Origin of the sequence: Denitrificimonas halotolerans, from assembly GCF_034259425.1 — a bacterium.
Lineage (GTDB): Bacteria > Pseudomonadota > Gammaproteobacteria > Pseudomonadales > Pseudomonadaceae > Denitrificimonas > Denitrificimonas halotolerans.
The window spans coordinates 242,461-264,298 of record NZ_JAXIVU010000001.1; the positions used below are offsets into that span (position 1 = coordinate 242,461).

Annotated in this window: 18 protein-coding genes; 4 read left to right on the forward strand and 14 right to left on the reverse strand. The window is 45.7% G+C overall.

Annotation, left to right across the window (positions count from 1 at the left end; all coding sequences use genetic code 11):
• Positions 1 to 10: 10 nt before the first annotated feature.
• The 3 genes from TOI97_RS01150 to TOI97_RS01160 are packed head-to-tail and all read right to left on the reverse strand — an operon-like array spanning position 11 to position 1,369.
• On the reverse strand, positions 11 to 226 hold the full coding sequence (locus TOI97_RS01150) for a DUF1289 domain-containing protein (protein WP_321552286.1): 216 nt from the start codon (positions 224 to 226) through the stop codon (positions 11 to 13).
• Positions 210 to 743, reverse strand: coding sequence for a gamma carbonic anhydrase family protein (locus tag TOI97_RS01155; protein WP_321552287.1), 534 nt, complete (start codon positions 741 to 743; stop codon positions 210 to 212). The genes TOI97_RS01150 and TOI97_RS01155 overlap by 17 nt, the downstream gene beginning before the upstream one ends.
• A gap of 23 nt (positions 744 to 766) precedes the next feature.
• Positions 767 to 1,369, reverse strand: a complete 603-nt coding sequence (locus TOI97_RS01160) for a CoA pyrophosphatase (RefSeq protein WP_321552425.1) — start codon at positions 1,367 to 1,369, stop codon at positions 767 to 769.
• Positions 1,370 to 1,555: 186 nt separating this feature from the next.
• On the opposite strand from TOI97_RS01160, the gene TOI97_RS01165 reads away from it, so the two are divergent.
• Positions 1,556 to 2,056, forward strand: coding sequence for a L,D-transpeptidase family protein (locus tag TOI97_RS01165; RefSeq protein WP_321552288.1), 501 nt, complete (start codon positions 1,556 to 1,558; stop codon positions 2,054 to 2,056).
• A gap of 77 nt (positions 2,057 to 2,133) precedes the next feature.
• Here TOI97_RS01165 and purL read toward each other — a convergent pair whose 3' ends face one another.
• Complete coding sequence (gene purL, locus TOI97_RS01170; RefSeq protein WP_321552426.1) at positions 2,134 to 6,030, reverse strand: phosphoribosylformylglycinamidine synthase; 3,897 nt, start codon at positions 6,028 to 6,030, stop codon at positions 2,134 to 2,136.
• A 186-nt stretch (positions 6,031 to 6,216) separates the two neighbouring features.
• Here purL and mltF point away from each other — a divergent pair, with 186 nt between their 5' ends.
• On the forward strand, positions 6,217 to 7,680 hold the full coding sequence (gene mltF / locus TOI97_RS01175; protein WP_321552289.1) for a membrane-bound lytic murein transglycosylase MltF: 1,464 nt from the start codon (positions 6,217 to 6,219) through the stop codon (positions 7,678 to 7,680).
• Positions 7,681 to 7,686: 6 nt separating this feature from the next.
• Here the strand turns inward: mltF and tadA are convergent, their stop codons facing one another.
• The 7 genes from tadA to cysK all read right to left on the reverse strand — a co-directional run bounded on the left by tadA (position 7,687) and on the right by cysK (position 16,832).
• A complete protein-coding gene (gene tadA / locus TOI97_RS01180; protein ID WP_321552290.1) occupies positions 7,687 to 8,157 on the reverse strand; it encodes a tRNA adenosine(34) deaminase TadA in 471 nt (156 codons plus the stop codon).
• 159 nt (positions 8,158 to 8,316) lie between these two features.
• Positions 8,317 to 8,652, reverse strand: a complete 336-nt coding sequence (locus TOI97_RS01185) for a YegP family protein (RefSeq protein WP_321552291.1) — start codon at positions 8,650 to 8,652, stop codon at positions 8,317 to 8,319.
• A 214-nt stretch (positions 8,653 to 8,866) separates the two neighbouring features.
• Positions 8,867 to 10,468, reverse strand: a complete 1,602-nt coding sequence (locus tag TOI97_RS01190; protein WP_321552292.1) for a GMC family oxidoreductase — start codon at positions 10,466 to 10,468, stop codon at positions 8,867 to 8,869.
• 344 nt (positions 10,469 to 10,812) lie between these two features.
• The gene (gene guaA, locus TOI97_RS01195) at positions 10,813 to 12,393 is read right to left on the reverse strand and encodes a glutamine-hydrolyzing GMP synthase (protein ID WP_321552293.1); all 1,581 of its coding nucleotides are present in this window, start codon (positions 12,391 to 12,393) and stop codon (positions 10,813 to 10,815) included.
• 86 nt (positions 12,394 to 12,479) lie between these two features.
• Entirely contained in the window at positions 12,480 to 13,952 is a 1,473-nt protein-coding gene (gene guaB, locus TOI97_RS01200) for an IMP dehydrogenase (RefSeq protein WP_321552294.1), read from the reverse strand.
• 112 nt (positions 13,953 to 14,064) lie between these two features.
• Positions 14,065 to 15,783 carry a bifunctional isocitrate dehydrogenase kinase/phosphatase gene (aceK, locus tag TOI97_RS01205; protein WP_321552295.1) on the reverse strand — a complete coding sequence of 573 codons (1,719 nt, stop codon included), beginning with the start codon at positions 15,781 to 15,783 and terminating at the stop codon, positions 14,065 to 14,067.
• Between the two features lie 74 nt (positions 15,784 to 15,857).
• Positions 15,858 to 16,832 (reverse strand): cysteine synthase A, encoded by a 975-nt coding sequence (cysK, locus tag TOI97_RS01210; protein WP_321552296.1) that lies wholly within the window; start codon positions 16,830 to 16,832, stop codon positions 15,858 to 15,860.
• Positions 16,833 to 17,045: 213 nt separating this feature from the next.
• Between cysK and TOI97_RS01215 the strand changes: the two genes are divergently transcribed.
• Both TOI97_RS01215 and TOI97_RS01220 read left to right on the forward strand, forming a co-directional pair.
• Positions 17,046 to 17,888 (forward strand): AAA family ATPase, encoded by an 843-nt coding sequence (locus TOI97_RS01215; protein WP_321552297.1) that lies wholly within the window; start codon positions 17,046 to 17,048, stop codon positions 17,886 to 17,888.
• Positions 17,889 to 17,953: 65 nt separating this feature from the next.
• On the forward strand, positions 17,954 to 19,132 hold the full coding sequence (locus TOI97_RS01220) for a vWA domain-containing protein (RefSeq protein ID WP_321552298.1): 1,179 nt from the start codon (positions 17,954 to 17,956) through the stop codon (positions 19,130 to 19,132).
• A gap of 255 nt (positions 19,133 to 19,387) precedes the next feature.
• On the opposite strand, the gene TOI97_RS01225 is transcribed toward TOI97_RS01220, so the two are convergent.
• The 3 genes from TOI97_RS01225 to queG all read right to left on the reverse strand — a co-directional run bounded on the left by TOI97_RS01225 (position 19,388) and on the right by queG (position 21,789).
• Positions 19,388 to 20,164: a class II glutamine amidotransferase gene (locus TOI97_RS01225; protein WP_321552299.1), complete on the reverse strand. Its 777-nt coding sequence runs from the start codon at positions 20,162 to 20,164 to the stop codon at positions 19,388 to 19,390.
• An 11-nt stretch (positions 20,165 to 20,175) separates the two neighbouring features.
• A complete protein-coding gene (locus TOI97_RS01230) occupies positions 20,176 to 20,607 on the reverse strand; it encodes an MFS transporter (RefSeq protein WP_321552300.1) in 432 nt (143 codons plus the stop codon).
• Positions 20,608 to 20,691: 84 nt separating this feature from the next.
• A complete protein-coding gene (queG, locus tag TOI97_RS01235) occupies positions 20,692 to 21,789 on the reverse strand; it encodes a tRNA epoxyqueuosine(34) reductase QueG (protein ID WP_321552301.1) in 1,098 nt (365 codons plus the stop codon).
• Positions 21,790 to 21,838 lie beyond the last annotated feature (49 nt).

Below are 21,838 nucleotides of genomic sequence, written 5' to 3' on the forward strand. Positions count from 1 at the left end.
ATATCCTCACTTATTTACTCAGCAAACCTTGTTTGCGCGCTCTCTCATTAATTTTGGCTAATACTTCACGGCGCTCATCATTAGTCATTTTCCCCCAAGCGCTAATCTCCTCTCCGGTACGCTGACAACCCATACACACATCATTAATATCTAAAGCACATAAACTGACACAAGGTGATCGCACCGGCTTTTCCCGCGGCGCTGGTGGTTTAGAAACTATAGTCATCTTCTTCCTGTAGGTCTGCGGCATAACGTTGCGCATTATGCACATAATGTACAGCGTTAGCTTCTAGCATACTTTTTTGCTGCTCAGTCAATTGACGAATAACCTTCCCTGGCGAACCCACAACTAAACTGCCGTCTGGAATCTCTTTCCCCTCAGGAATTAAGCTGTTTGCCCCAATAATGCAATGTCTACCAATTTTTGCACCATTAAGAATCACCGCGCCAATACCAATCAAACTGTGATCCCCTACAGTACACCCATGCAGCATTGCATTATGTCCAACCGTAACACCCTGCCCTAAAGTCAAAGGCCACCCCATGTCCGTATGCATCACAGTACCATCTTGTACATTACTATTTGCACCAATATGAATAAGCTCATTATCACCACGCAGCACAGCATTAAACCACACACTAGCGCCGGCATCTAAGCGCACCTTACCAATCACTGCTGCAGTGGGAGCAATCCAGCTTTCTGGATGTGCATCAACTCGACTCTCGGCTAAGCGATACTTCATTGATGATTCCTTTTAATTATTATTTAAAGTTCTTTCTTACTGAGCTGGGGCGGCTCACTCAAAACAATTGAACGGTCATAAACCAAATTAACCAACTCCACCACCATAATGGCAGTCAGCCCCCAGATTTTATAACCCGAAAACTGATAACTTGGCACAAACCAAGTATGACCCAAATAATCAATTCGATGGGTGGTTTGACGCGGATCTTCAGCAAAAAACTCAAGCGGAACAGAAAAAATCGAAGCAATTTCCCCTGCATTCGCTCGGTATTCAACAGCATCTGGAATAAAGCCAACATAAGGCGTTACTTTAACTCCATGACGTGAAACCACCTCACTGAGCGAACCAACAACCTGCACCAACTCTGGCTCCAAGCCAACTTCTTCATGCGTTTCACGCAAAGCCGTATAAACCAAGTCCCGATCCTCAGGGTCTCGCCGCCCACCTGGGAAGGCCACCTCTCCCCCATGAGTGGATAAATTTTTCGCACGCAGCGTTAACAGTAACTCTGGGTTCTCTGTTCGCGTCAAAGGCATCAGCACTGCCGCTTCACGTGTATGTGGCGGTAATGCTAAAGCACGTGGAGAATAACACTGTATACGTTGTGCAAGCTTATCTAACATCGGCATACTCTATACCTCAAGATATAAGTATCATGCCAGAAGCCTGTACATCCCCCAAGTGACTTATTGCAGTACCAGTTAACTCACTATTCTTAATCACTTGATTTAGACGCTGTTATTAGGATACCGGCTCAACCGAATGGCTAAATCCAATTTTATGATGCCAGCTACATCCAGGGAGCTTTCATGCGCGCTATTTTTATTTTCATCACTTTACTCCTGCCACTGTTCTCTTATGCCAGCTCACCCCAGCTTCCAGCCCGTCATTTTATTGATAAAGTCCTAGTAGTGAAGTCTGAACGCTCTTTGCACTTAATGCATCGCGGCGACATTATAAAAACATACCGTGTTTCTCTCGGTAAAAAACCCGGAAAAAAGGAGTACGAAGGTGACCAGCGCACCCCTGAAGGCACCTATTGGATTAATTGGCGACGCCCTAGTAAGAATTACAATTTATCCATGCATATCTCTTACCCAAATGCTTCTGACCTTAAACGTGCACAAGAACTTGGACGCTCAGCAGGCAGCATGATTATGCTTCACGGCACCCCTATTGACGGCGAGTACCCTGAATGGTTTTTTCACAGCCTCAACTGGACAGATGGCTGCATCGCATTGAAAAATGATGATATGAAAGAAGTCTGGAATTTAGTCAAAGACGGCACTTTAATTGAAATTACACCCTAAGCACACAATCTAACCCTTCCAGAAAAATGCAAAACGCCGCTGATAAAACAGCGGCGTTCACAACAACTCAGATGGACTCAGTCTACCCAAACACGAGCATTTCGGAACATGCGTAACCATGCACCATCATCTTGCCAGTTATCAGGATACCAAGAGTTCTGTACTGCTCGGAATAAACGCTCAGGGTGCGGCATCATGATAGTCACGCGACCATCATGATTCGTTAAACCCGTGATACCGTTAGCAGAGCCGTTAGGGTTTGCTGGGTAACCTTCTGTAACCTTACCATAGTTATCCACATAACGAAGGCTGACACCGCCTGAAGTATTAGCAGCTAGCATAGCCTCGTGACTTGCAAACTCGGCACGTCCCTCCCCGTGCGCCACAGCAACCGGCATGCGTGAGCCAGCCATGCCCTGCAAGAAGATCGATGCTGACTCCTGCACTTCAACCATAGCAACACGAGCATCAAACTGCTCAGACTGGTTACGTACAAAACGCGGCCAGAATTCTGTCCCTGGAATCAGCTCTGTCAGATTCGATAGCATCTGACAACCATTACACACACCTAAGGTGAAATTATCGTTACGGTCAAAGTACTGAGCAAAGGCTTCACGTGCACGACTATTGAACAGGATCGACTTTGCCCAGCCCTCACCAGCACCTAAAACGTCACCATAAGAGAAACCACCACACGCCACAAGACCTTTGAAAGTCTCTAAATCAATACGGCCTTCGAGCACATCGCTCATATGTACATCCACGGCAGTAAACCCAGCACGATCAAAAGCTGCGGCCATTTCCACATGGCCGTTTACCCCCTGCTCTCGTAATACAGCAACGCGCGGACGCGCTCCAACATTAATATAAGGCGCCGTGATATCTTCATTAATATCAAAGGTTAAACTCGCAGATAAACCTGGATTGTTAGTATCTAACAGTGCTGCAAACTCCTGATCAGCACACTCCGCATTATCTCGTAAACGCTGAATCTGGTAACTGGTCTCGGTCCATGCACGTTGCAGCAAATGACGTTCAGCAGTGAAAATATTCGTATCAGCCAAACTAATCTGTATAGCCTCACCTGCAATAGGACGACCAATCACACTCACGCAATCAGCCAAACCTGCATCAGCAAAGGCTGCCAACACAACATCAAGATCGCTACTTAACACCTGCACTACCGCACCCAACTCTTCGTTGAGTAACGCAGCATTGACCTGTTCAGCACTCACCTGCAAAGCATCTAATTTAAGCTCTAAACCACAATGTCCAGCAAAAGCCATTTCTAGAACAGTGGTCAATAACCCACCATCTGAACGATCATGGTAAGCCAATAATTTCTGTTGTGCATTTAGATCTTGCACTGTACCAAAGAACGCTTTGAGATCTGCTGCGCTATCCACATCTGGTGTCGTTTGCCCTACCTGACTGTAAACCTGTGCAAAGATAGAGGCACCTAAACGGTTTTGCCCACGACCTAAGTCAATCAAAACAAGTTGAGTCTCACCTTTGTCTAAGCGCAGCTGTGGCGTTAAGGTCTGACGAATATCAATAACAGGTGCAAACCCCGTAATGACCAACGACAGTGGTGAAGTGACAGACTTTTCAATGCCCTCATCTTCCCAACTGGTTTTCATCGACATGGAGTCTTTACCCACAGGAATTGTAATGCCTAGTTCAGGGCACAACTCCATGCCCACCGCTTTTACCGTGTCATATAAACGTGCATCCTCACCTGGGTGCCCTGTTGCTGCCATCCAGTTTGCTGACAATCGAATATCAGAAATCTTATTGATGCGCGCAGAAGCCAAATTAGTTACAGCCTCTCCTACAGCCATACGACCCGATGCTGGTGCATCAAGGACAGCCAAAGGGGTACGCTCTCCCATCGCCATAGCTTCACCGTAGTAAGAGTCGAAACTGCTTGCAGTTACACCACAATCAGCCACAGGCACCTGCCACGGACCTACAAACTGGTCGCGAGCGACTAACCCAGTTACACTGCGGTCACCAATAGTGATCAAAAAACTCTTACTGCCAACAGCTGGGTGACGCAAAACACGATCAGCAACTTCTGTTAAGTCATAGCAGTCCGCTGCAAAATCATCAACATGCTCCGCTTCACGCTCAACACTGCGATGCATGCGTGGTGGTTTACCAAGCAATACATCCAATGGCATATCAACCGGTTTATTATCAAAATAACTATCGGCCACAGTCAGATGACGCTCTTCTGTAGCTTCACCAACCACAGCAAACGGGCAACGCTCACGCTCACAAATTGCAGCAAAACGCTCCAAGTTCTCAGGCTTAACCGCCATTACATAACGTTCTTGCGACTCATTACACCAAATCTCTAGCGGACTCATGCCTGGCTCATCGTTTGGAATATCACGCAAATTAAAGACACCACCACGACCGGCGTCATTAACTAACTCAGGAAAAGCATTGGATAAACCACCAGCACCCACGTCATGAATAAAGCTAATAGGGTTGTCTTCGCCTAGCTGCCAACAACGGTCGATCACTTCCTGACAGCGACGCTCCATCTCTGGGTTTTCACGCTGCACTGAAGCAAAATCTAAATCAGCAGAAGAAGCACCTGTCGCCATAGAAGATGCAGCGCCACCACCTAGGCCAATCAACATAGCTGGCCCACCCAAAACGATTAACTTACTGCCGACAGCAATCTCATCTTTTTGTACGTGCTCAGCGCGGATATTTCCTAGCCCACCAGCTAACATAATAGGCTTATGATAACCACGCACTTCCGTTCCACGAGGACTATCTACAGCCTGCTCAAACGAACGGAAGTAACCTGTGATTGCCGGACGACCAAACTCGTTATTAAAAGCAGCACCGCCTAATGGCCCCTCGATCATAATGTCCAACGCATCAACAATACGCTCGGGCTTACCATAAGGCACTTCCCACGGCTGAATGTAGCCAGGAATATTCAAGTTAGATACAGTAAAGCCGGTTAAGCCTGCTTTAGGTTTAGAACCACGACCAGTCGCACCTTCATCGCGAATCTCACCGCCCGAACCTGTAGAAGCCCCTGGAAAAGGTGCAATAGCTGTTGGGTGGTTGTGGGTTTCAACCTTCATCAAAATGTGGATTGGCTCCTGATGAGCTGCGTACTCACCCGTTTCAGGATCTGGAAAGAAACGTCCGGCAGTGAAGCCTTCAATCACTGAAGCATTATCTTTATAGGCTGACAAAACACCTTCACTGTTCATTTGGTAGGTGTTTTTGATCATGGCAAACAAAGATTTTTCTTGAGCCTCTCCATCTACATCCCAGCTTGCATTAAAAATCTTATGACGGCAGTGCTCAGAATTCGCCTGAGCAAACATCATCAACTCAACATCGTGCGGGTTACGACCGAGTTTTTTAAAGTTTTCCACCAAATATTCGATTTCATCCTCAGCCAAGGCTAAACCAAGCTCAAGATTCGCTTTTTCTAGGCTTTTAAATCCGCCCTCTAAGACATCCACCACCGCTAATGGGCGTGGTTGAGCATGACTAAAGAGTGCCGAGGCCTCTTCCATCGCACCTAATACAAGCTCAGTCATGCGATCATGCAACACAGCAGCAATCAGCTGTGCTTCAGTTTCACTGTATTCCCCAGCAATGTAATACGCCATACCGCGTTCAATACGCTGTACTTTATCAAGGCCACAGTTCTTAGCAATATCCGTTGCTTTACTGGACCAAGGTGAAATAGTGCCAAAACGGGGCACTACTAAAAATAAGCGTCCGCTTGGCTCTTGGCTCGGCACACTTGGGCCATATTTAAGCAAACGGCTTAGGACTTGGCCCTCATCACTGCTTAACGCAGATGAAACCTCAACAAAATGAGCAAACTCTGCGTAAACATTCGCAACAGAAGGAACCTTCTGGCGCAATTGTTCAAATAGTTTCTCGTGGCGAAAAGCAGAAAGGGCAGGAGCGCCGCGCAAGATCAGCATCGTCGTGACAGCCTCAGAAAAGTTGTAAGAAATAAGCGGATATTCTAGTGCCCACAGCAGTAAATGACCATCCATATCTGTCATTTAAGCGTTTGTTTGCTTAAGTCCACCTAAAAAAACATATATTCTCCCAACTTAAACTGCTTTTCTTTGCTGTGACAAGTCGCTTTTGCGTATACTGCAAACATGTATCTCCAGACGTTTACCCCAATTCGCAGCCTCCTAATAGGCTATGCGACCAGCTTACTCTTAATGCTCAACGGTTGTGGTAAGCCACCGACAACCCTTGAACGCATTCAGGAGCAGGGGGTTTTGCATGTCATTACACGCAACAGTCCTTCAACCTACTTCCAAGACCGCAACGGCGAAACAGGCTTTGAGTATGAATTGGTTAAACGCTTCGCTGAACAGTTGGGTGTCGAATTAAAAATTGAAACCGCAGACAATATTGAACAGCTCTTTGCTCGGCTTGATAACGCAAACGGCCCGCAACTAGCAGCTGCTGGACTGATTAGCAGCACTGCTCGCCTCGATAAGGCACGCTTTTCTGATCCTTATTTAAGCGTCTCATCTCAGTTTATTTACCACAGAAAAGATTCACGCCCGCGTAATATCCGACAACTAGCTGGCAAACATATACTGGCACTCCAGGGCAGCATTCACGAGGACAACCTTAAACGCATCAAACAAGACCTGCCTAAGCTCAACTATGACGTGTCCGATCAAGTTGAAACCATTGATTTACTGCGCATGGTTGATGAAAAGCAAATAGATTTAACCTTAGTGAATTCCAATGAAGTGGCCATGAATCAAGTGTATTTTCCAAATATACAAGTGGCTTTTACTTTAGAAGATAACCTGCAACAAAGCTGGGCAATCCCCACTACTAGCGACGTCACTCTCCTCAACGAGATCAATCGTTTCTTAGCCAACGCCAAACAATCAGGGCTGTTAAAACAATTGACCGAACGCTATTACGGCCACGTTGACACCTTAGGTTATGTCGGTGCTAATGCCTTTGCCCACCATTTACAACAACGCTTGCCCAATTATGAGGCAGCGTTTCGTAATGCTGCGAAAAAATACAATGTTGATTGGCGTCTACTGGCAGCGATGGGCTATCAAGAATCACACTGGCTACCAACCGCTACATCTAAGACGGGTGTCCGTGGATTAATGATGCTCACTAACCGCACAGCTAAGGCCATGGGTGTAACCAACCGTCTAGATCCAACTCAAAGTATCAACGGTGGAGCACGCTATATTGCGCAATTAATCAAACAGCTACCTGACAGCATTTACGAGTCCGACCGCATTTGGTTTGCGCTTGCCTCTTACAACGTTGGTATGGGTCACCTTGAAGATGCTCGCAAACTCACCGAAGCTGAAGGCCTAGACCCAAACAAGTGGCTAGACGTGAAAAGCATTCTGCCACGACTGGCGCAAAAACAATGGTATAGCAAAACTCGCTATGGCTATGCTCGCGGAGGTGAGCCTGTACACTTTGTCAATAATATTCGCCGTTATTACGATATTTTAACCTGGGTCACTCAACCACAAACTGAAGGCACTGGAGTTAGTGGCAGTCATACACCTGGTATCAAACCTAGCAGCAATCAGAATCAAGCCCCTGCACTTAATAGTCAATAATGCCACCTAGCGCCGAGCTCGAAAAAAAGCTCGTAGCATTTGTGCAGATTCTCGCGCTAAAACCCCGCCTTCAACAACAACACGATGATTTAAGAAAGACTGAGAAAAGAAACAGCCCCTACTTTCTACTGCACCTGCACGGGGTTCGCTTGCCGCAAATACCACCTTGGCAATACGTGCATGCACTATCAAGCCTGCACACATATGGCAAGGCTCGAGCGTGACATAAAGTGTTGTCTGCGGTAAACGATAATTTTTCAGTTGTGTCGCAGCATCACGAATAGCCTGTACTTCTGCATGAGCACTAGGGTCATTTAAGCTAATCGGACAATTAAAACCACGTCCAATGATCTCACCTTCTTGCACCAATACGGCACCAACCGGCACCTCACCTAGAGCAGCCCCCTGTTCGGCAAGCTGCAAAGCTTCCTGCATAAACAATATATCTTGTTCTGTAGCATTATTTTGATCAGGCATCTACTGTCTTCACTGCATAATAAATACAGTAGCCATTTTAAACAGTAATGCACACAAACACACTGCCCGAGCTAATTTTTACCTGCTCTCATATCCAAATGTTGGACATCCTCCCACCCTTTAGGGCGAGAAAGATGTCAATATAAAAGGAAGTTTAAATTATACAGTAAAGTCTTTAATGACGTCGGTAGAACCGTTGGCTTTGACACTTTTGATGCCATTATCACGTGCTGCTTCTGATGCATACATTTGACTATTTCCGATCACCTGATGATTTGTAGCTTTTAGATTGAAGTACGGCTTGCCGTTTTTTGCCTCTTTACGCTCATAACGTTCATCTAAATTGCTATTTTTTTGTACAGAAGCAATACCGTTCAAGGCAGACGCTTTTTGCTTGTATAACTCACTTGTCAAAATTATTTCAGCGTTACCGGCTTTTAAAACAAAACGAAACTGACCATCGCTGCTGTTGCTTAATTCAAACCAACCTGCCATATGCAACTCCTAGTTTTGACCACCTGAAAAGCGCGCGAACACTCACGCCAAACTCAATTTTTAAGTTACCTGATCGCCTCAAACTGCACAATGATTTTCTCATGCTTATAACTGCACAGTCTAATTGCTTTCAAGCAAGCCCTTCCAACCCACATACAAGCAATTAAAGAAACAACTATTACCCACGACGCCAACCTCATTCTGCGCACTTACACTATTGCACTGCCTCCAAAATCAAATCAGCAGCTTTTTCTGCAATCATAATAATTGACGCACTAGGATCTCCGGTAGTGATTCGTGGCATAACTGCCCCATCTACGACTCTCAATCCTTCAACACCATGAACCTGCAGCTTGTCATTAACCACAGCCATTGCATCATGGCCCATTTTACAGGTACCTACTGCCTCATAATTAACACTACAAGTGTTACGGAAGAATTCATCCAATGCTTCATCACTGGTACAGTCCGCACCAGGTAAATATTCTCGACCACGATAAGGGGTGTAGGCAGGCTGGGAAAATATCTCCCGTGCAATTCTCACCCCACGACGTAATACCTCACGGTCACGCTCATCCGCTAGGTAATTGGCATCGATGATCGGCTTATCCATAGGGTCCGCTGACTTCAAACGTAACTGCCCTCGACTCTCTGGCCGTGTTAAAATAATAAGATTGGTAACCCCATGTTCCTTCACCAACTCTCCATCCCCAGTCAGTACAGGAACAAGATAATACTTCAAATCCAGCTCATCATGCCCATACGCTCCGGAACGCAAATAGGCAATGGCTTCAATACTGTTACTCGCTAAAGGGCCGCGCCGCGTTAAAAGATAACGCAACCCAGCAGAAACCTTCGCTGCAGCACTACTGATTAACTTATAGTCTGTCACTGGCAAGGGGCATGTCATTTGCACAGCAGTCCCAATATGGTCATGCAGGTTCTGCCCTACACCTTTCAAGTCAACCACTGGTTTAATCCCGAACTCATTCAAATGCTCTGCATCACCAATGCCAGACAGCATCAGCAGCTGCGGAGACTGAAAAGTACCACAACTGGAAATAACTTCTCGTTGAGCAAAAACCTGCTTTGTATCAGTACCTTGCACATATTCAACACCCGTCACGCGCAAGCCTGTAAAGAGCAATCGAGTCACATACGCATGAGTTTCAATATGAAGATTCTGGCGATTTTTAACGGGGTTCAAATAAGCCACTGCCGTACTGATTCGTCGCCCATTTTTAATGGTGCTATCACAAGGGCCGAAGCCTTCAGGCTTTGCGCCATTATGGTCATTGCTATAAGGAAAACCCGCCTCCTGAGCCGCCTCCAACCAAGCTTTCTGTGTAGGATTCATATGTTTAGCTTGCGTGACTGCTAATGGACCATCGCCACCATGAAACTCAGATGCTCCATGCTCATAGTTTTCCGCTCGCTTAAAGTAAGGCAACACTTCAGCGTATGACCATCCTTTATTGCCCTGCTCAGCCCATAAGTCAAAAATTTCCGGTGCGCCACGGCTATAACACATGCCGTTAATGGAGCTGCTGCCACCTAACACCTTGCCACGCGCATCATGCAAGATACGATTATTCAGATGTTTTTGCGGTGCGGTTTGATAGCGCCAACTGAACTTGCCACTTTTGAGCATTAAAAAGAAACCAGCCGGCATATGAATTAGCGGACTTTTATCCGACCCACCTGCCTCTAACAGCAAAACTTTGTACGCAGGATTTGCTGATAAGCGATTAGCCAGTACACAACCAGCCGAACCAGCGCCTATAACGATAAAATCATATTCTTCATGGGTTGCCATTATTATTCTTATATGCCTCATTCAATTTGCTATCACCGCTAAAAAAGCAATGACTAACCTACAGCGCTTATAATAAGCAGCTGCCACTCAACTTTCTTTACTAAGCCCTAACAGCAGCTCTGAGCGCTCTATCAACACAAGATCACCTAAAGCTAATCAAGCCTCTACTGATACAATAGGCCCACGCTTACTCTTCTCACTATGCGACTTTGCTCTAGCTATTCCATCACCCATTTAAACTATATACAAGTTAATAATATTTTTTAAATCATAAAAAAAGGCCCATGAATAAATCATGAGCCTTTTTAAATTACTGGGCAGCACCATCAGCGCTTAGATTAAAATCATTCCCACTCAATGGTCGCCGGCGGCTTACTCGAAACATCGTAAACAACGCGAGAAATGCCTTCGATCTCATTGATAATACGGCCAGAAACGGTTTCTAACAGTTCGTAAGGCAAATGTGCCCAACGCGCTGTCATAAAATCGATCGTCTCCACTGCACGCAACGAAACAACCCATGCATAGCGACGTGCATCGCCTACAACACCAACAGACTTCACTGGCAAAAATACCGCAAACGCCTGACTGGTTTTATCGTACCAACCAGCCTTGCGCAACTCTTCAATAAAAATATGGTCCGCTTGGCGTAGAATGTCTGCGTACTCTTTAGTGACTTCACCCAGGATACGTACACCTAAACCTGGCCCAGGGAATGGGTGGCGATATACCATATCATGCGGTAAGCCTAGCTCTACACCTAACTTACGCACTTCATCTTTAAACAGTTCTCGGAGCGGCTCAACTAGCTCCATTTTCATATCTTCCGGCAAGCCCCCCACATTGTGGTGTGACTTAATCACGCTCGCTTTACCACCTTTAACCGCCGCTGACTCGATCACATCAGGATAAATCGTACCTTGAGCTAAAAAATCAATGCCTTCTAGTTTAGCCGACTCTTCATCAAAGACCTCAATGAACGTACGACCAATGATTTTACGCTTCGCCTCTGGGTCAGACTCGCCTTTGAGCAAATCTAAGAAACGCTGCTCGGCATCCACACGAATCACTTTTACGCCCATGTTCTCTGCAAACATACGCATCACTTGATCACCTTCGTGCAAACGCAACAAACCATGATCTACAAACACGCAAGTTAACTGATCACCAATGGCTTTATGCAATAAAGCTGCAACCACTGACGAATCTACACCGCCAGACAGACCTAGCAGCACCTTACGCTCACCAACCTGAGCACGCACTTTGGCAATCGCATCTTCAACGATATTCGCCGGAGTCCATAAGGCTTCACAACCACAGATCTCTAATACGAAACGCTGTAAAATTTCTAAACCTTGCGCAGTATGCGTCACTTCAGGATGAAACTGCACGCCATAGTAATTACGTGATGCATCTTCCATGGCTGCAATTGGACAACTTGCAGTGCTGGCCGTGATGGTAAAGCCTTCTGGCAATACAGTCACTTTATCACCATGGCTCATCCAAACGTCCAAACCTTCAGTTGAAGTAGCTGTTGGAGCATCACGCAAACCATTAAGTAGTAAGCTGTCTGCAATAACATCAACACGGGCAGCACCAAATTCACGAATACTTGAACCTTCAACTTGACCACCGAGCTGTTGCGCCAAAGTCTGCATACCATAGCAGACGCCTAGCACTGGAACACCCAAATCAAAGATCAACTGCGGCGCACGTGGGCTATTATCCGTATGTACTGACTCAGGACCACCGGATAAGATGACACCGCGCGGGTTAAACTCACGAATAGTTTCTTCGCTCACATCAAAAGGGTGGATTTCACAGAACACACCAATGCCACGAATGCGACGAGCAATCAATTGGGTGTACTGCGAACCGAAATCTAAAACTAAAATACGGTGGGCATGAATATCTTGGGCAGCCATGGGGTAGGTCTCAATAACGGTTTATAAACTTATAAAAGGACAAACCGCCTCAATACGGCGGTTTGTCTAACACATATGAGTGCAGCTTAGCTGACTCGATAGTTTGGTGCTTCTTTGGTGATCTGTACATCATGGACATGAGACTCAGCCATTCCCGCACCAGTAATACGTACAAACTGAGGCTTAGTACGCATCTCTTCAATGGTTGCGCAGCCGGTATACCCCATTGAGGCACGTAAGCCACCCATCAACTGATGGACAATTGCCGACATTGCGCCCTTATAAGGTACACGCCCCTCAATCCCTTCAGGTACTAACTTCTCAGCACCCGCACTAGTATCTTGGAAGTAACGATCAGAGGATCCCTGAGCTTGCGCCATCGCCCCCATCGAACCCATGCCACGGTATGACTTGTATGAACGTCCTTGGAAGAGTTCAATTTCACCCGGTGATTCTTCCGTACCTGCAAACATAGATCCCATCATGACAGCATTAGCGCCAGCAACGATGGCTTTGGATAAGTCACCAGAGAAACGAATACCACCATCAGCGATCATAGGTACGCCTGTACCCTCTAAAGCAGCAGAAACATTAGCAATCGCAGAGATTTGCGGCACTCCTACACCTGCAACAATACGCGTGGTACAAATAGAGCCCGGACCAATACCTACCTTAACGCCATCAGCACCCGCTTCAACAAGCGCTAATGCTGCTTCGCCAGTGGCAATGTTTCCACCAATCACTTGCAGATCAGGGAAGTTCTGCTTAACCCAACGAACACGCTCAATCACTCCTTTAGAGTGACCATGCGCTGTATCAACAACAACAACATCAACACCGGCCTCAGCCAAGGCAGCGATACGCTCTTCGGTATCGGCACCAGTACCAACTGCCGCGCCTACGCGCAAACGGCCTTGCTCATCTTTAGACGCAAAAGGATAGCTTTTTGCTTTTTCAATATCACGGAATGTGACCATGCCGCGTAACTGAAACAACTCATTGACCACCAACATTTTTTCAATACGGTGCTCATAAAGCTTGGTTTTAATTTCTTCTAAACCAGTACCTTCTTGCACAGTAATCAATTGATCTTTTGGTGTCATAATGGCTGCAACAGTATCGCCAGCATTTGGCGTATAACGTAGATCACGACCAGTCACAATACCAATTAACTGCTGATCTGAATCAAGCACTGGAAAACCTGAAAAACCAAGTTCATCCGCGCGCTTTAATAGATCAATTATTTTAGTATCTGGAGTGACAGTAACAGGATCATGCACGATTGCAGTTTCGTAACGCTTTACTTTGCGCACTTCTGCAGCCTGCTGTTCGACTGTCATGTTTTTATGAATGATACCGATGCCACCTTCTTGTGCCATCGCAATGGCAAGGCGCGATTCAGTAACGGTATCCATTGCAGCTGAAAGCAATGGAATATTAAGTTCAATACCCCGTGTAAGACGGGTTTTCAAACTGACTTCTTTGGGTAATACCTCGGAGTAACCGGGGATTAGTAATACATCATCAAAGGTCAGAGCTTCTTGGCTGATACGCAGCATAATTTTGCACGCTCCCGAACGGGAAAAATGGAAGCGCGGTATTATACCGCGCAATGTTAAGCTTCTCAACGACTAAAATATAATCACTTGAGCAGCATCTGAGTTCTATCACTCACTCGATTCCCTTACGCTTATATGGAAACACATCAATCACCTTACCCTCTCGAATTGCCGCTTGCAGCCCTTGCCAAAACTCTGCGGTAAATAAGTCAGCATGCAACTCTTTAAACTGCTTACGCAGTTGGTGATCAGTAAATAAAAAACGTGGGAATTCTTCAGGAAATACATCATTCGGTGCCACCGAATACCATGGCTCAGCGGACATTTCATCTTCTGGATAGCGTGGCTCAGGGATTCTCCGAAAATTTATTTCTGTCAAATAGGTAATCTCATCATAATCATAAAACACGACTCGACCATGTCGCGTCACACCAAAGTTTTTCAATAGCATATCACCAGGAAAAATATTCGCTGCAGCCAATTGTTTGATGGCTAAGCCATAATCATCTAAAGCATCGATAATCTGTTGTTCATTGGCCGTTTCCAGATAAATATTCAGCGGCGTCATTCGTCGCTCAGTCCAGCAGTGTCGAATTAGCACCTCATCACCTTGCACTTCAACTGTGGCCGGAGCAACCTCTAATAACTCTGCCAAACACTCTGGCTCAAACTTAGCCACCGGAAAGCGTAAATCCGCAAATTCTTGGGTATCTGCTAAGCGCCCAACACGATCCACATACTTCACCAACCGGTAACGATCAATAACGGTCGCTCGATCCACCATTTTGGACGGTGAAAAGCGGTCTTTAATCAACTTAAAAACAGTGTTAAAGCCTGGCAAAGTAAACACTGTCATGACCATCCCGCGCACCCCAGGTGCCATCATAAACTTATCTTCAGTAGTTTCTAAATGCTTCACCAAAGCGCGATAAAACTCAGTTTTTCCTTGCTTATAAAAACCGATAGAAGTGTACAGCTCAGAGACATGCTTACGCGGTAAAATACGGCGTAAAAAACTAATGAACTCCGCAGGGTAAGCAACGCGGACCATAAAGTAGGAGCGAGTAAACGAGAAAATAATGGACACTTCGGCCTCATCAGTGATCACTGTATCCATACAAATACCGAGCCCCTCGCGATTAAGCATCGGTATCACCAGTGGCCACTGCTCATCTTGAGTATAAATACGTCCCAAAATATAGGCGCCTTTATTACGATACAAGCGCGAACTATAGAGCTCAATACACAGCTCAGGATCTTTACAAACCCAGTCAGGCAAGTTTGCACGTAAACGCTTTTCTAAACGCTGCAAGTCACGAGATTGATCTTCATAATCAACTACAAAGCGATAGTCCTCACTGATTTGATGCAAAGTGGTCGCTAAATCACCTTCTGGACGATACGTACGAATTTGCATCGGTGCATCGTGAGCACTTAATGCCGCACGTGTACTGTGCACAAACATACAGCTGTCACTGATCAAGTCATGACTGAAAAGACTATTAAAAACCGAATTAAACCAGGTTTCAGACAACTCATCATCAAGACGTAAATCAATTTGCCCAATATAAGAGTTCTTTATCTGCGGCCAGCACTCAATATTCAGCAGTATGTCTTCTCCATATTGACGCAGCAAAGCATCACGTGCTTCAGTGACGCAAATCTTATATAGCTGGATACGCGCGGCTGAGGCTTCTTGAATCTCTTGCCACTGAGCTTTTTCAAAACGCTCGCGGCCTAAGTTAGTGATTTCACGAAACCGTTCTCGATAATCATCAAAACGATCTAGGATCTGTCGCGCAATCGCTACAGCCGGAAAATCAATCGCCATCAGTCACACTCCCTCAATAAAACCTCCAACCCCTGCGTCGACTTGCAGCGATACAGGGGCCCATTACCTCTAACTTATTGTGTAAGCTCTTGCTCCGTAAAGAGGTCATCAAACAACATACTGGACAAATAGCGCTCGCCTGAGTCAGGCAAAATCACCACTATAGTTTTACCCTGCATAGCAGGCTGTTCAGCCAAACGTACCGCAGCTGCCATCGCTGCACCACAAGAAATTCCACATAAAATACCTTCTTCACGCATTAAGCGCAGTGCCATCTGCTTGGCTTCATCATCAGTAACTTGCTCAACCTGATCAAGCATTGTCAGGTCGAGATTTTTTGGTACAAAACCCGCGCCAATACCTTGAATTTTATGCGGTGATGGTGCAGCCTCCTGTCCCGCCAATACTTGACTGATCACAGGCGAAGCACTCGGCTCCACACCAACTGACAATATAGGCTTTCCACAGGTGTTTTTAATATAACGTGAAACCCCTGTTAAAGTACCACCGGTACCAATGCCACTAACCAATACGTCAACCGCACCATCAGTATCACGCCAAATTTCTGGCCCTGTCGTCCTCTCATGGATATCAGGGTTCGCTGGATTATCGAACTGCTGTAAAACGAGATATTTCTCAGGGTTACTAGCGGCAATTTCATTGGCTTTGTCAATTGCACCTTTCATACCTTTAGCAGGCTCAGTCAAAACCAACTCTGCACCTAGCGCCTTGAGGATTTTACGGCGCTCTAAACTCATAGAAGACGGCATGGTTAAAATCAACTTATAACCACGTGCAGCTGCAACAAAAGCCAAACCGATACCCGTATTACCTGAGGTCGGCTCAACCATAGTGACACCTGGTTTTAATAACCCTGCCGCTTCTGCAGCTTGAACCATGCCTACACCAACGCGACACTTAACTGAACCGGCTGGATTGCGTGACTCAACCTTAGCTAGAATCGTAACGCCCTTTGGACCTAAACGATTCATCTGCACCAAAGGAGTATTACCTACACTTTGCGCATTATCAGCATAAAATCCACTCATGGAAAATTCCTCAATTGTTTGCTTTTTATTAATGAGAGCCTAAAGCTCTGTGCCCTAAGCGTCCAGTATCATTTATAACAATCAACGCACACAGAGTGACTAAAAAAGCTGTAACGTTCACAAATACAAGATGGGCAAGGTATAGTAGACCGCATTACAAGCATTAATCTATGAACTGATAACAATAATACGCAAGTCTTGCTGAGGTTATATATGAAGTTTTCAGGTACTCAATCCTACGTTGCCACCGATGATCTTAAACTAGCAGTTAACGCCGCTATTACCTTAGAAAGGCCTTTACTGGTTAAAGGTGAACCAGGTACAGGTAAAACGATGTTAGCAGAGCAACTAGCAGAGTCCTTTAGCGCCAAACTTATCACTTGGCACATTAAGTCAACCACTAAAGCTCACCAAGGCTTATATGAATACGATGCTGTGAGCCGCTTGCGCGACTCACAACTAAACTCAGACAAAGTGCACAATGTACGCAACTACATCAATAAAGGTAAGCTTTGGGAAGCCTTTGAATCCGAAGATCGCGTTATTCTACTGATTGATGAAATCGACAAAGCAGACATTGAGTTTCCCAACGACTTACTGCAAGAAATCGATAAAATGGAATTTTATGTCTACGAGACAGATGAAACCATTAAGGCTAAAAACCGCCCGATCATTATTATTACCTCCAATAATGAAAAAGAATTACCTGACGCATTCTTACGCCGCTGCTTTTTTCATTACATTGCTTTTCCTGATCGCAACACCTTGCAGAAGATTGTTGATGTACACTATCCAGACATCAGCCAATCCTTAGTAAGTCAAGCGTTGGATGTGTTTTTTGAAGTACGCCAAATCCCTGGCCTGAAGAAAAAGCCCTCAACGAGCGAACTCGTAGACTGGATTAAATTGTTAATGGCAGACAACATCGGCGAGGAAGTCTTGCGTGAACGCGATCCAACTAAAGCCATCCCACCGTTGGCAGGCGCACTCATTAAGAACGAACAAGATGTGATGCTTCTTGAACGTTTGGCTTTTATGAGCCGCCGTAAGCGCTAAATACATGTGCTGCGCGGGCAAGTACAACGAGCCCGCTGCACCTTTTACTTAAGAGGTCTGTAGCCATGCTGCTGAATTTATTTAATGAAATGCGCGCCGCTAAAGTGCCGGTTTCGGTGCGTGAACTTCTCGACTTGATTAATGCGCTAAAACACAATGTAGTGTTTGCAGATATGGATGAGTTCTATTATTTATCACGAGCTATCTTAGTCAAAGATGAGCGTCATTACGATAAGTTTGATCGCGCCTTTGCAGCCTACTTTGATGGCATCCAACACCTTGACCAACATATCGAAGCTTTAATTCCTGATGAATGGTTACGCCGTGAATTTGAACGCTCTTTAAGTGCAGAAGAGCGTGCTAAAATCGAGTCTTTGGGCGGCCTTGACAAACTCATCGAAGAATTTAAAAAGCGCCTCGAAGAACAAAAAGGCAAACACCAGGGTGGCAACAAGTGGATTGGTACCGGCGGTACCAGTCCTTTTGGCTCCGGCGGCTATAATCCTGAAGGGATTCGTATCGGCAATGAAGGCGAACGCCAAGGTCGTGCAGTAAAAGTTTGGGAGCAGCGTGACTATAAAGACCTAGACGATCAAGTTGAGATCGGCACTCGTAATATCAAGGTTGCTCTACGTCGATTACGCAAATTTGCTCGCCAAGGTGCAGAAAATGAATTTGATTTAGACGCGACTATTGATCATACAGCCCGCGACGGTGGGCTACTCAATATCCAAATGCGCCCCGAACGACGCAATACTGTCAAATTGCTCATCTTGTTTGATATTGGCGGTTCTATGGATGCACATATTAAAGCCAGCGAGGAGCTATTCTCTGCCTGCCGAACGGAGTTCAAACATCTGGAGTATTACTACTTCCATAACTTTATTTATGAAGGTCTATGGCAAAATAATGCTCGCCGTCATAATGAGCGCATCCCAACTCAAGATGTGCTCAACAAATACGGAGAAGATTATAAAGTGGTATTTGTCGGTGATGCATCGATGTCCCCTTATGAAATTTCTCATGCAGGTGGTAGTGTTGAACACTGGAATGAAGAACCAGGCTATATCTGGATACAACGTTTTAAACAGAAGTTTAAAAAAATCATTTGGCTCAACCCTTACCCTAGGGACACTTGGCACTATACTCACTCAATAGGCATGGTGCGCGAATTAGTTGATGACCAAATGTATCCCATGACTATAGAAGGGCTTGAAGCCGGTATGAGCTATTTAGCCAAATAAACATTAACCCCGTGCGCTACTGTTTTGTTACCCACCTGTTGCATACCTAGCTGCTGCATAAGTGGTTAACACCTAGCGCACTTACTTCACGGAAAGACTCGCTCTAGACAGCTTCGCCCCACCCTAGACTTGAACAACGGTTTGTAGAAAAGCTCAATACACAGAATCAATCACAGAGCGACTCATAATCAACTCACCCAACTTAATCTATGTAGATCTCAGCATACCGCAAGCCACTGATAACGAACACCGCCCTTAATCACCGTGGCTTTGAGCAACAATTTCACCGGCACGCCATAATATCCACTCTCCAGGCTGATAAAGATGCCATTTTTCATTATCTGTTAAGGGCTCTGTTGCCAGCACAGTTACAATGTCGTTGGGTGTGGTTTCAGCCTGAAAGTCCACACTGACATCGGCATCTTTCAAGGTTGCCGGACCAAAGGGCGCACGACGGGTAATATGTGCCAACTTGGTGGTGCAATAGCTAAAGAGCCAATCTCCATTACTCAACAGACAATTAAAGACGCCTTTACTGCGATACTCCTCACAGGCAGCAACAATCACCGGTAACAACTGAGCAACAGTACACGTTTGGGTACAGCTGCTACGCAAGCGATTTAACAAATCACAAAATGCCGCCTCACTATCGGTATCACCTACCGTTTGATAAACCCCATCTAAAGGAGTGAAGCCCGCAAGCTGACCATTGTGAGCAAAACACCAGTTACGGCCCCACATTTCACGCACAAATGGATGGGTATTAGCCAAACTTACAGCACCAACATTAGCCTGACGGATATGCCCAATCACAGTTTCGCTTTTAATCGGGTAACGCTGCACCAAACGAGCAATTTCTGACTCTGCACTGGCTTGCGGGTCTTGAAATAAACGCAAACCCTTACCCTCATAAAAACCAATCCCCCAACCATCACGGTGTGGTCCAGTGCGACCGCCACGCTGCATCAGGCCTGTGAAACTAAAAACCACATCGGTTGGTACATTAGCGCTCATCCCAAGCAATTCACACATATTTAACTTCCTTAACGCTGCGCAATCAAACCAGAAGCTGGAGTTGCATCTTGCTCTATAATTGATGATGGTTCCTGTTTCTGTGCAGCTTGGGCAGATTGCACTCTTCTTTTATACCGCGTCACCAGTAAACGGAACACAACGAATACGGCATACACTGCAAAAGCAATAGCCCCATAAGTCAACAAATCAGCCAATGAGCGTAAAGCATCATTTCCTAGCTTAAACAGTATATCCATGGCAGTAATAGCCAAAGCCGGCGCGTAAAGATGACGCTCTGGATCCACCATGGTCGGAGTAAAGAGCAATACTCCAATACAAACCCGCAACGGCTCACGCAAATAGCGCCACATCCAACCCGTAAAATAAAAACTCACCAATAAGCAACCTAAAGCCGCAGCGGCATAAATGCCCCAAGCCAGCTGATAATCATATTCTGTCATAATATTTAAAGCACTTAAGCAGGCCCAAAAAGGCTTACATGATAGCGATTTTTCAGCACTTTGGCTTGACTTACCCAAGATTAATCAAGAATGCGATAATTCTGTCGCATTGATAGAATCGAGCTGTTGGTGTTGTGCTAGCGCCCAACGTACATGCTCTTTTACCAATGCAGACGGATCATCTAAGCGCGCTTTTAACGCTTCTATCACAGGGATGGTACTTGGCGCGTTTCCAAGACCAACCGCTAAGTTACGTAACCAGCGCTCATACCCCGTACGCCGAATGGGTGACCCTTGACTACGTGCTAAAAACTGCTCTTCAGTCCACAAAAACAACTCAGCCAAAGTGCTGTTATCTAAACGGTGCCGCGGCCGAAAATCACCCTCTTGGGTAGGTTTAGCAAAACGATTCCATGGACAAACCAACTGACAGTCATCACAACCAAATACACGATTACCGATCAAAGGACGCAACTCTTCTGGAATAGCACCTTTGAGCTCAATAGTCAGATAAGAAATACAGCGCCGTGCATCCAACACCCGCTCCCCAACAAAAGCTTGGGTTGGACAAATATCCAAACAAGCGCTGCACCTCCCACAATGATCGCGATCATCAGGTTCATCGATTGGTAAGGGCAAATCAATAAACAACTCACCTAAAAAAAACCAACTCCCCGCTTTACGGTTCAGAATCAAAGTATTCTTACCCATCCAGCCTAACCCTGACTTACGAGCTAAAGGCTTCTCCAATACTGGAGCGCTATCGACAAAAGCACGATACCCAAAATGCCCGGTGACTTCAGTAATTTTTTCTGCCAGTTGCTGCAAACGCCTCCGAATTAACTTGTGATAATCACGACCCAAAGCATAACGCGATATATAAGCTCGCTCTGAATCAGCCAAAACTTGCATCATCTGGGTGTCTTCGGGCAGATAGTCCATGCGCACAGAAATCACTCGTACAGTCCCAGGCACTAGCTCAGCTGGACGTGAACGTTTCGTCCCATGAGTAGTCATATAATCCATCTCACCGTGATAACCCTCAGCTAAAAAAGCATCTAAGCGTTGTGCATCTTCGCTTAAATCCACATCGGTAATACCAAGCTGTTGAAAGCCTAACTGCTCTGCCCACTCTCGAATAGATGCAGTGAGCGCAATTAGATTAAGTTGCTCAGACACCATGTAAGATCACCTCTAAAAACGTTATACTATTTCTTATGATACGCACCGC

What these genes read in the sequence shown, in the direction of transcription:
- TOI97_RS01150 (WP_321552286.1), bottom strand. Translation starts at nt 226, where the DNA reads ATGACTATAGTTTCTAAACCACCAGCGCCGCGGGAAAAGCCGGTGCGA.
- TOI97_RS01155 (WP_321552287.1), bottom strand. Translation starts at nt 743, where the DNA reads ATGAAGTATCGCTTAGCCGAGAGTCGAGTTGATGCACATCCAGAAAGC.
- TOI97_RS01160 (WP_321552425.1), bottom strand. Translation starts at nt 1,369, where the DNA reads ATGTTAGATAAGCTTGCACAACGTATACAGTGTTATTCTCCACGTGCT.
- TOI97_RS01165 (WP_321552288.1), top strand. Translation starts at nt 1,556, where the DNA reads ATGCGCGCTATTTTTATTTTCATCACTTTACTCCTGCCACTGTTCTCT.
- purL (WP_321552426.1), bottom strand. Translation starts at nt 6,030, where the DNA reads ATGCTGATCTTGCGCGGCGCTCCTGCCCTTTCTGCTTTTCGCCACGAG.
- mltF (WP_321552289.1), top strand. Translation starts at nt 6,217, where the DNA reads ATGTATCTCCAGACGTTTACCCCAATTCGCAGCCTCCTAATAGGCTAT.
- tadA (WP_321552290.1), bottom strand. Translation starts at nt 8,157, where the DNA reads ATGCCTGATCAAAATAATGCTACAGAACAAGATATATTGTTTATGCAG.
- TOI97_RS01185 (WP_321552291.1), bottom strand. Translation starts at nt 8,652, where the DNA reads ATGGCAGGTTGGTTTGAATTAAGCAACAGCAGCGATGGTCAGTTTCGT.
- TOI97_RS01190 (WP_321552292.1), bottom strand. Translation starts at nt 10,468, where the DNA reads ATGGCAACCCATGAAGAATATGATTTTATCGTTATAGGCGCTGGTTCG.
- guaA (WP_321552293.1), bottom strand. Translation starts at nt 12,393, where the DNA reads ATGGCTGCCCAAGATATTCATGCCCACCGTATTTTAGTTTTAGATTTC.
- guaB (WP_321552294.1), bottom strand. Translation starts at nt 13,952, where the DNA reads ATGCTGCGTATCAGCCAAGAAGCTCTGACCTTTGATGATGTATTACTA.
- aceK (WP_321552295.1), bottom strand. Translation starts at nt 15,783, where the DNA reads ATGGCGATTGATTTTCCGGCTGTAGCGATTGCGCGACAGATCCTAGAT.
- cysK (WP_321552296.1), bottom strand. Translation starts at nt 16,832, where the DNA reads ATGAGTGGATTTTATGCTGATAATGCGCAAAGTGTAGGTAATACTCCT.
- TOI97_RS01215 (WP_321552297.1), top strand. Translation starts at nt 17,046, where the DNA reads ATGAAGTTTTCAGGTACTCAATCCTACGTTGCCACCGATGATCTTAAA.
- TOI97_RS01220 (WP_321552298.1), top strand. Translation starts at nt 17,954, where the DNA reads ATGCTGCTGAATTTATTTAATGAAATGCGCGCCGCTAAAGTGCCGGTT.
- TOI97_RS01225 (WP_321552299.1), bottom strand. Translation starts at nt 20,164, where the DNA reads ATGTGTGAATTGCTTGGGATGAGCGCTAATGTACCAACCGATGTGGTT.
- TOI97_RS01230 (WP_321552300.1), bottom strand. Translation starts at nt 20,607, where the DNA reads ATGACAGAATATGATTATCAGCTGGCTTGGGGCATTTATGCCGCTGCG.
- queG (WP_321552301.1), bottom strand. Translation starts at nt 21,789, where the DNA reads ATGGTGTCTGAGCAACTTAATCTAATTGCGCTCACTGCATCTATTCGA.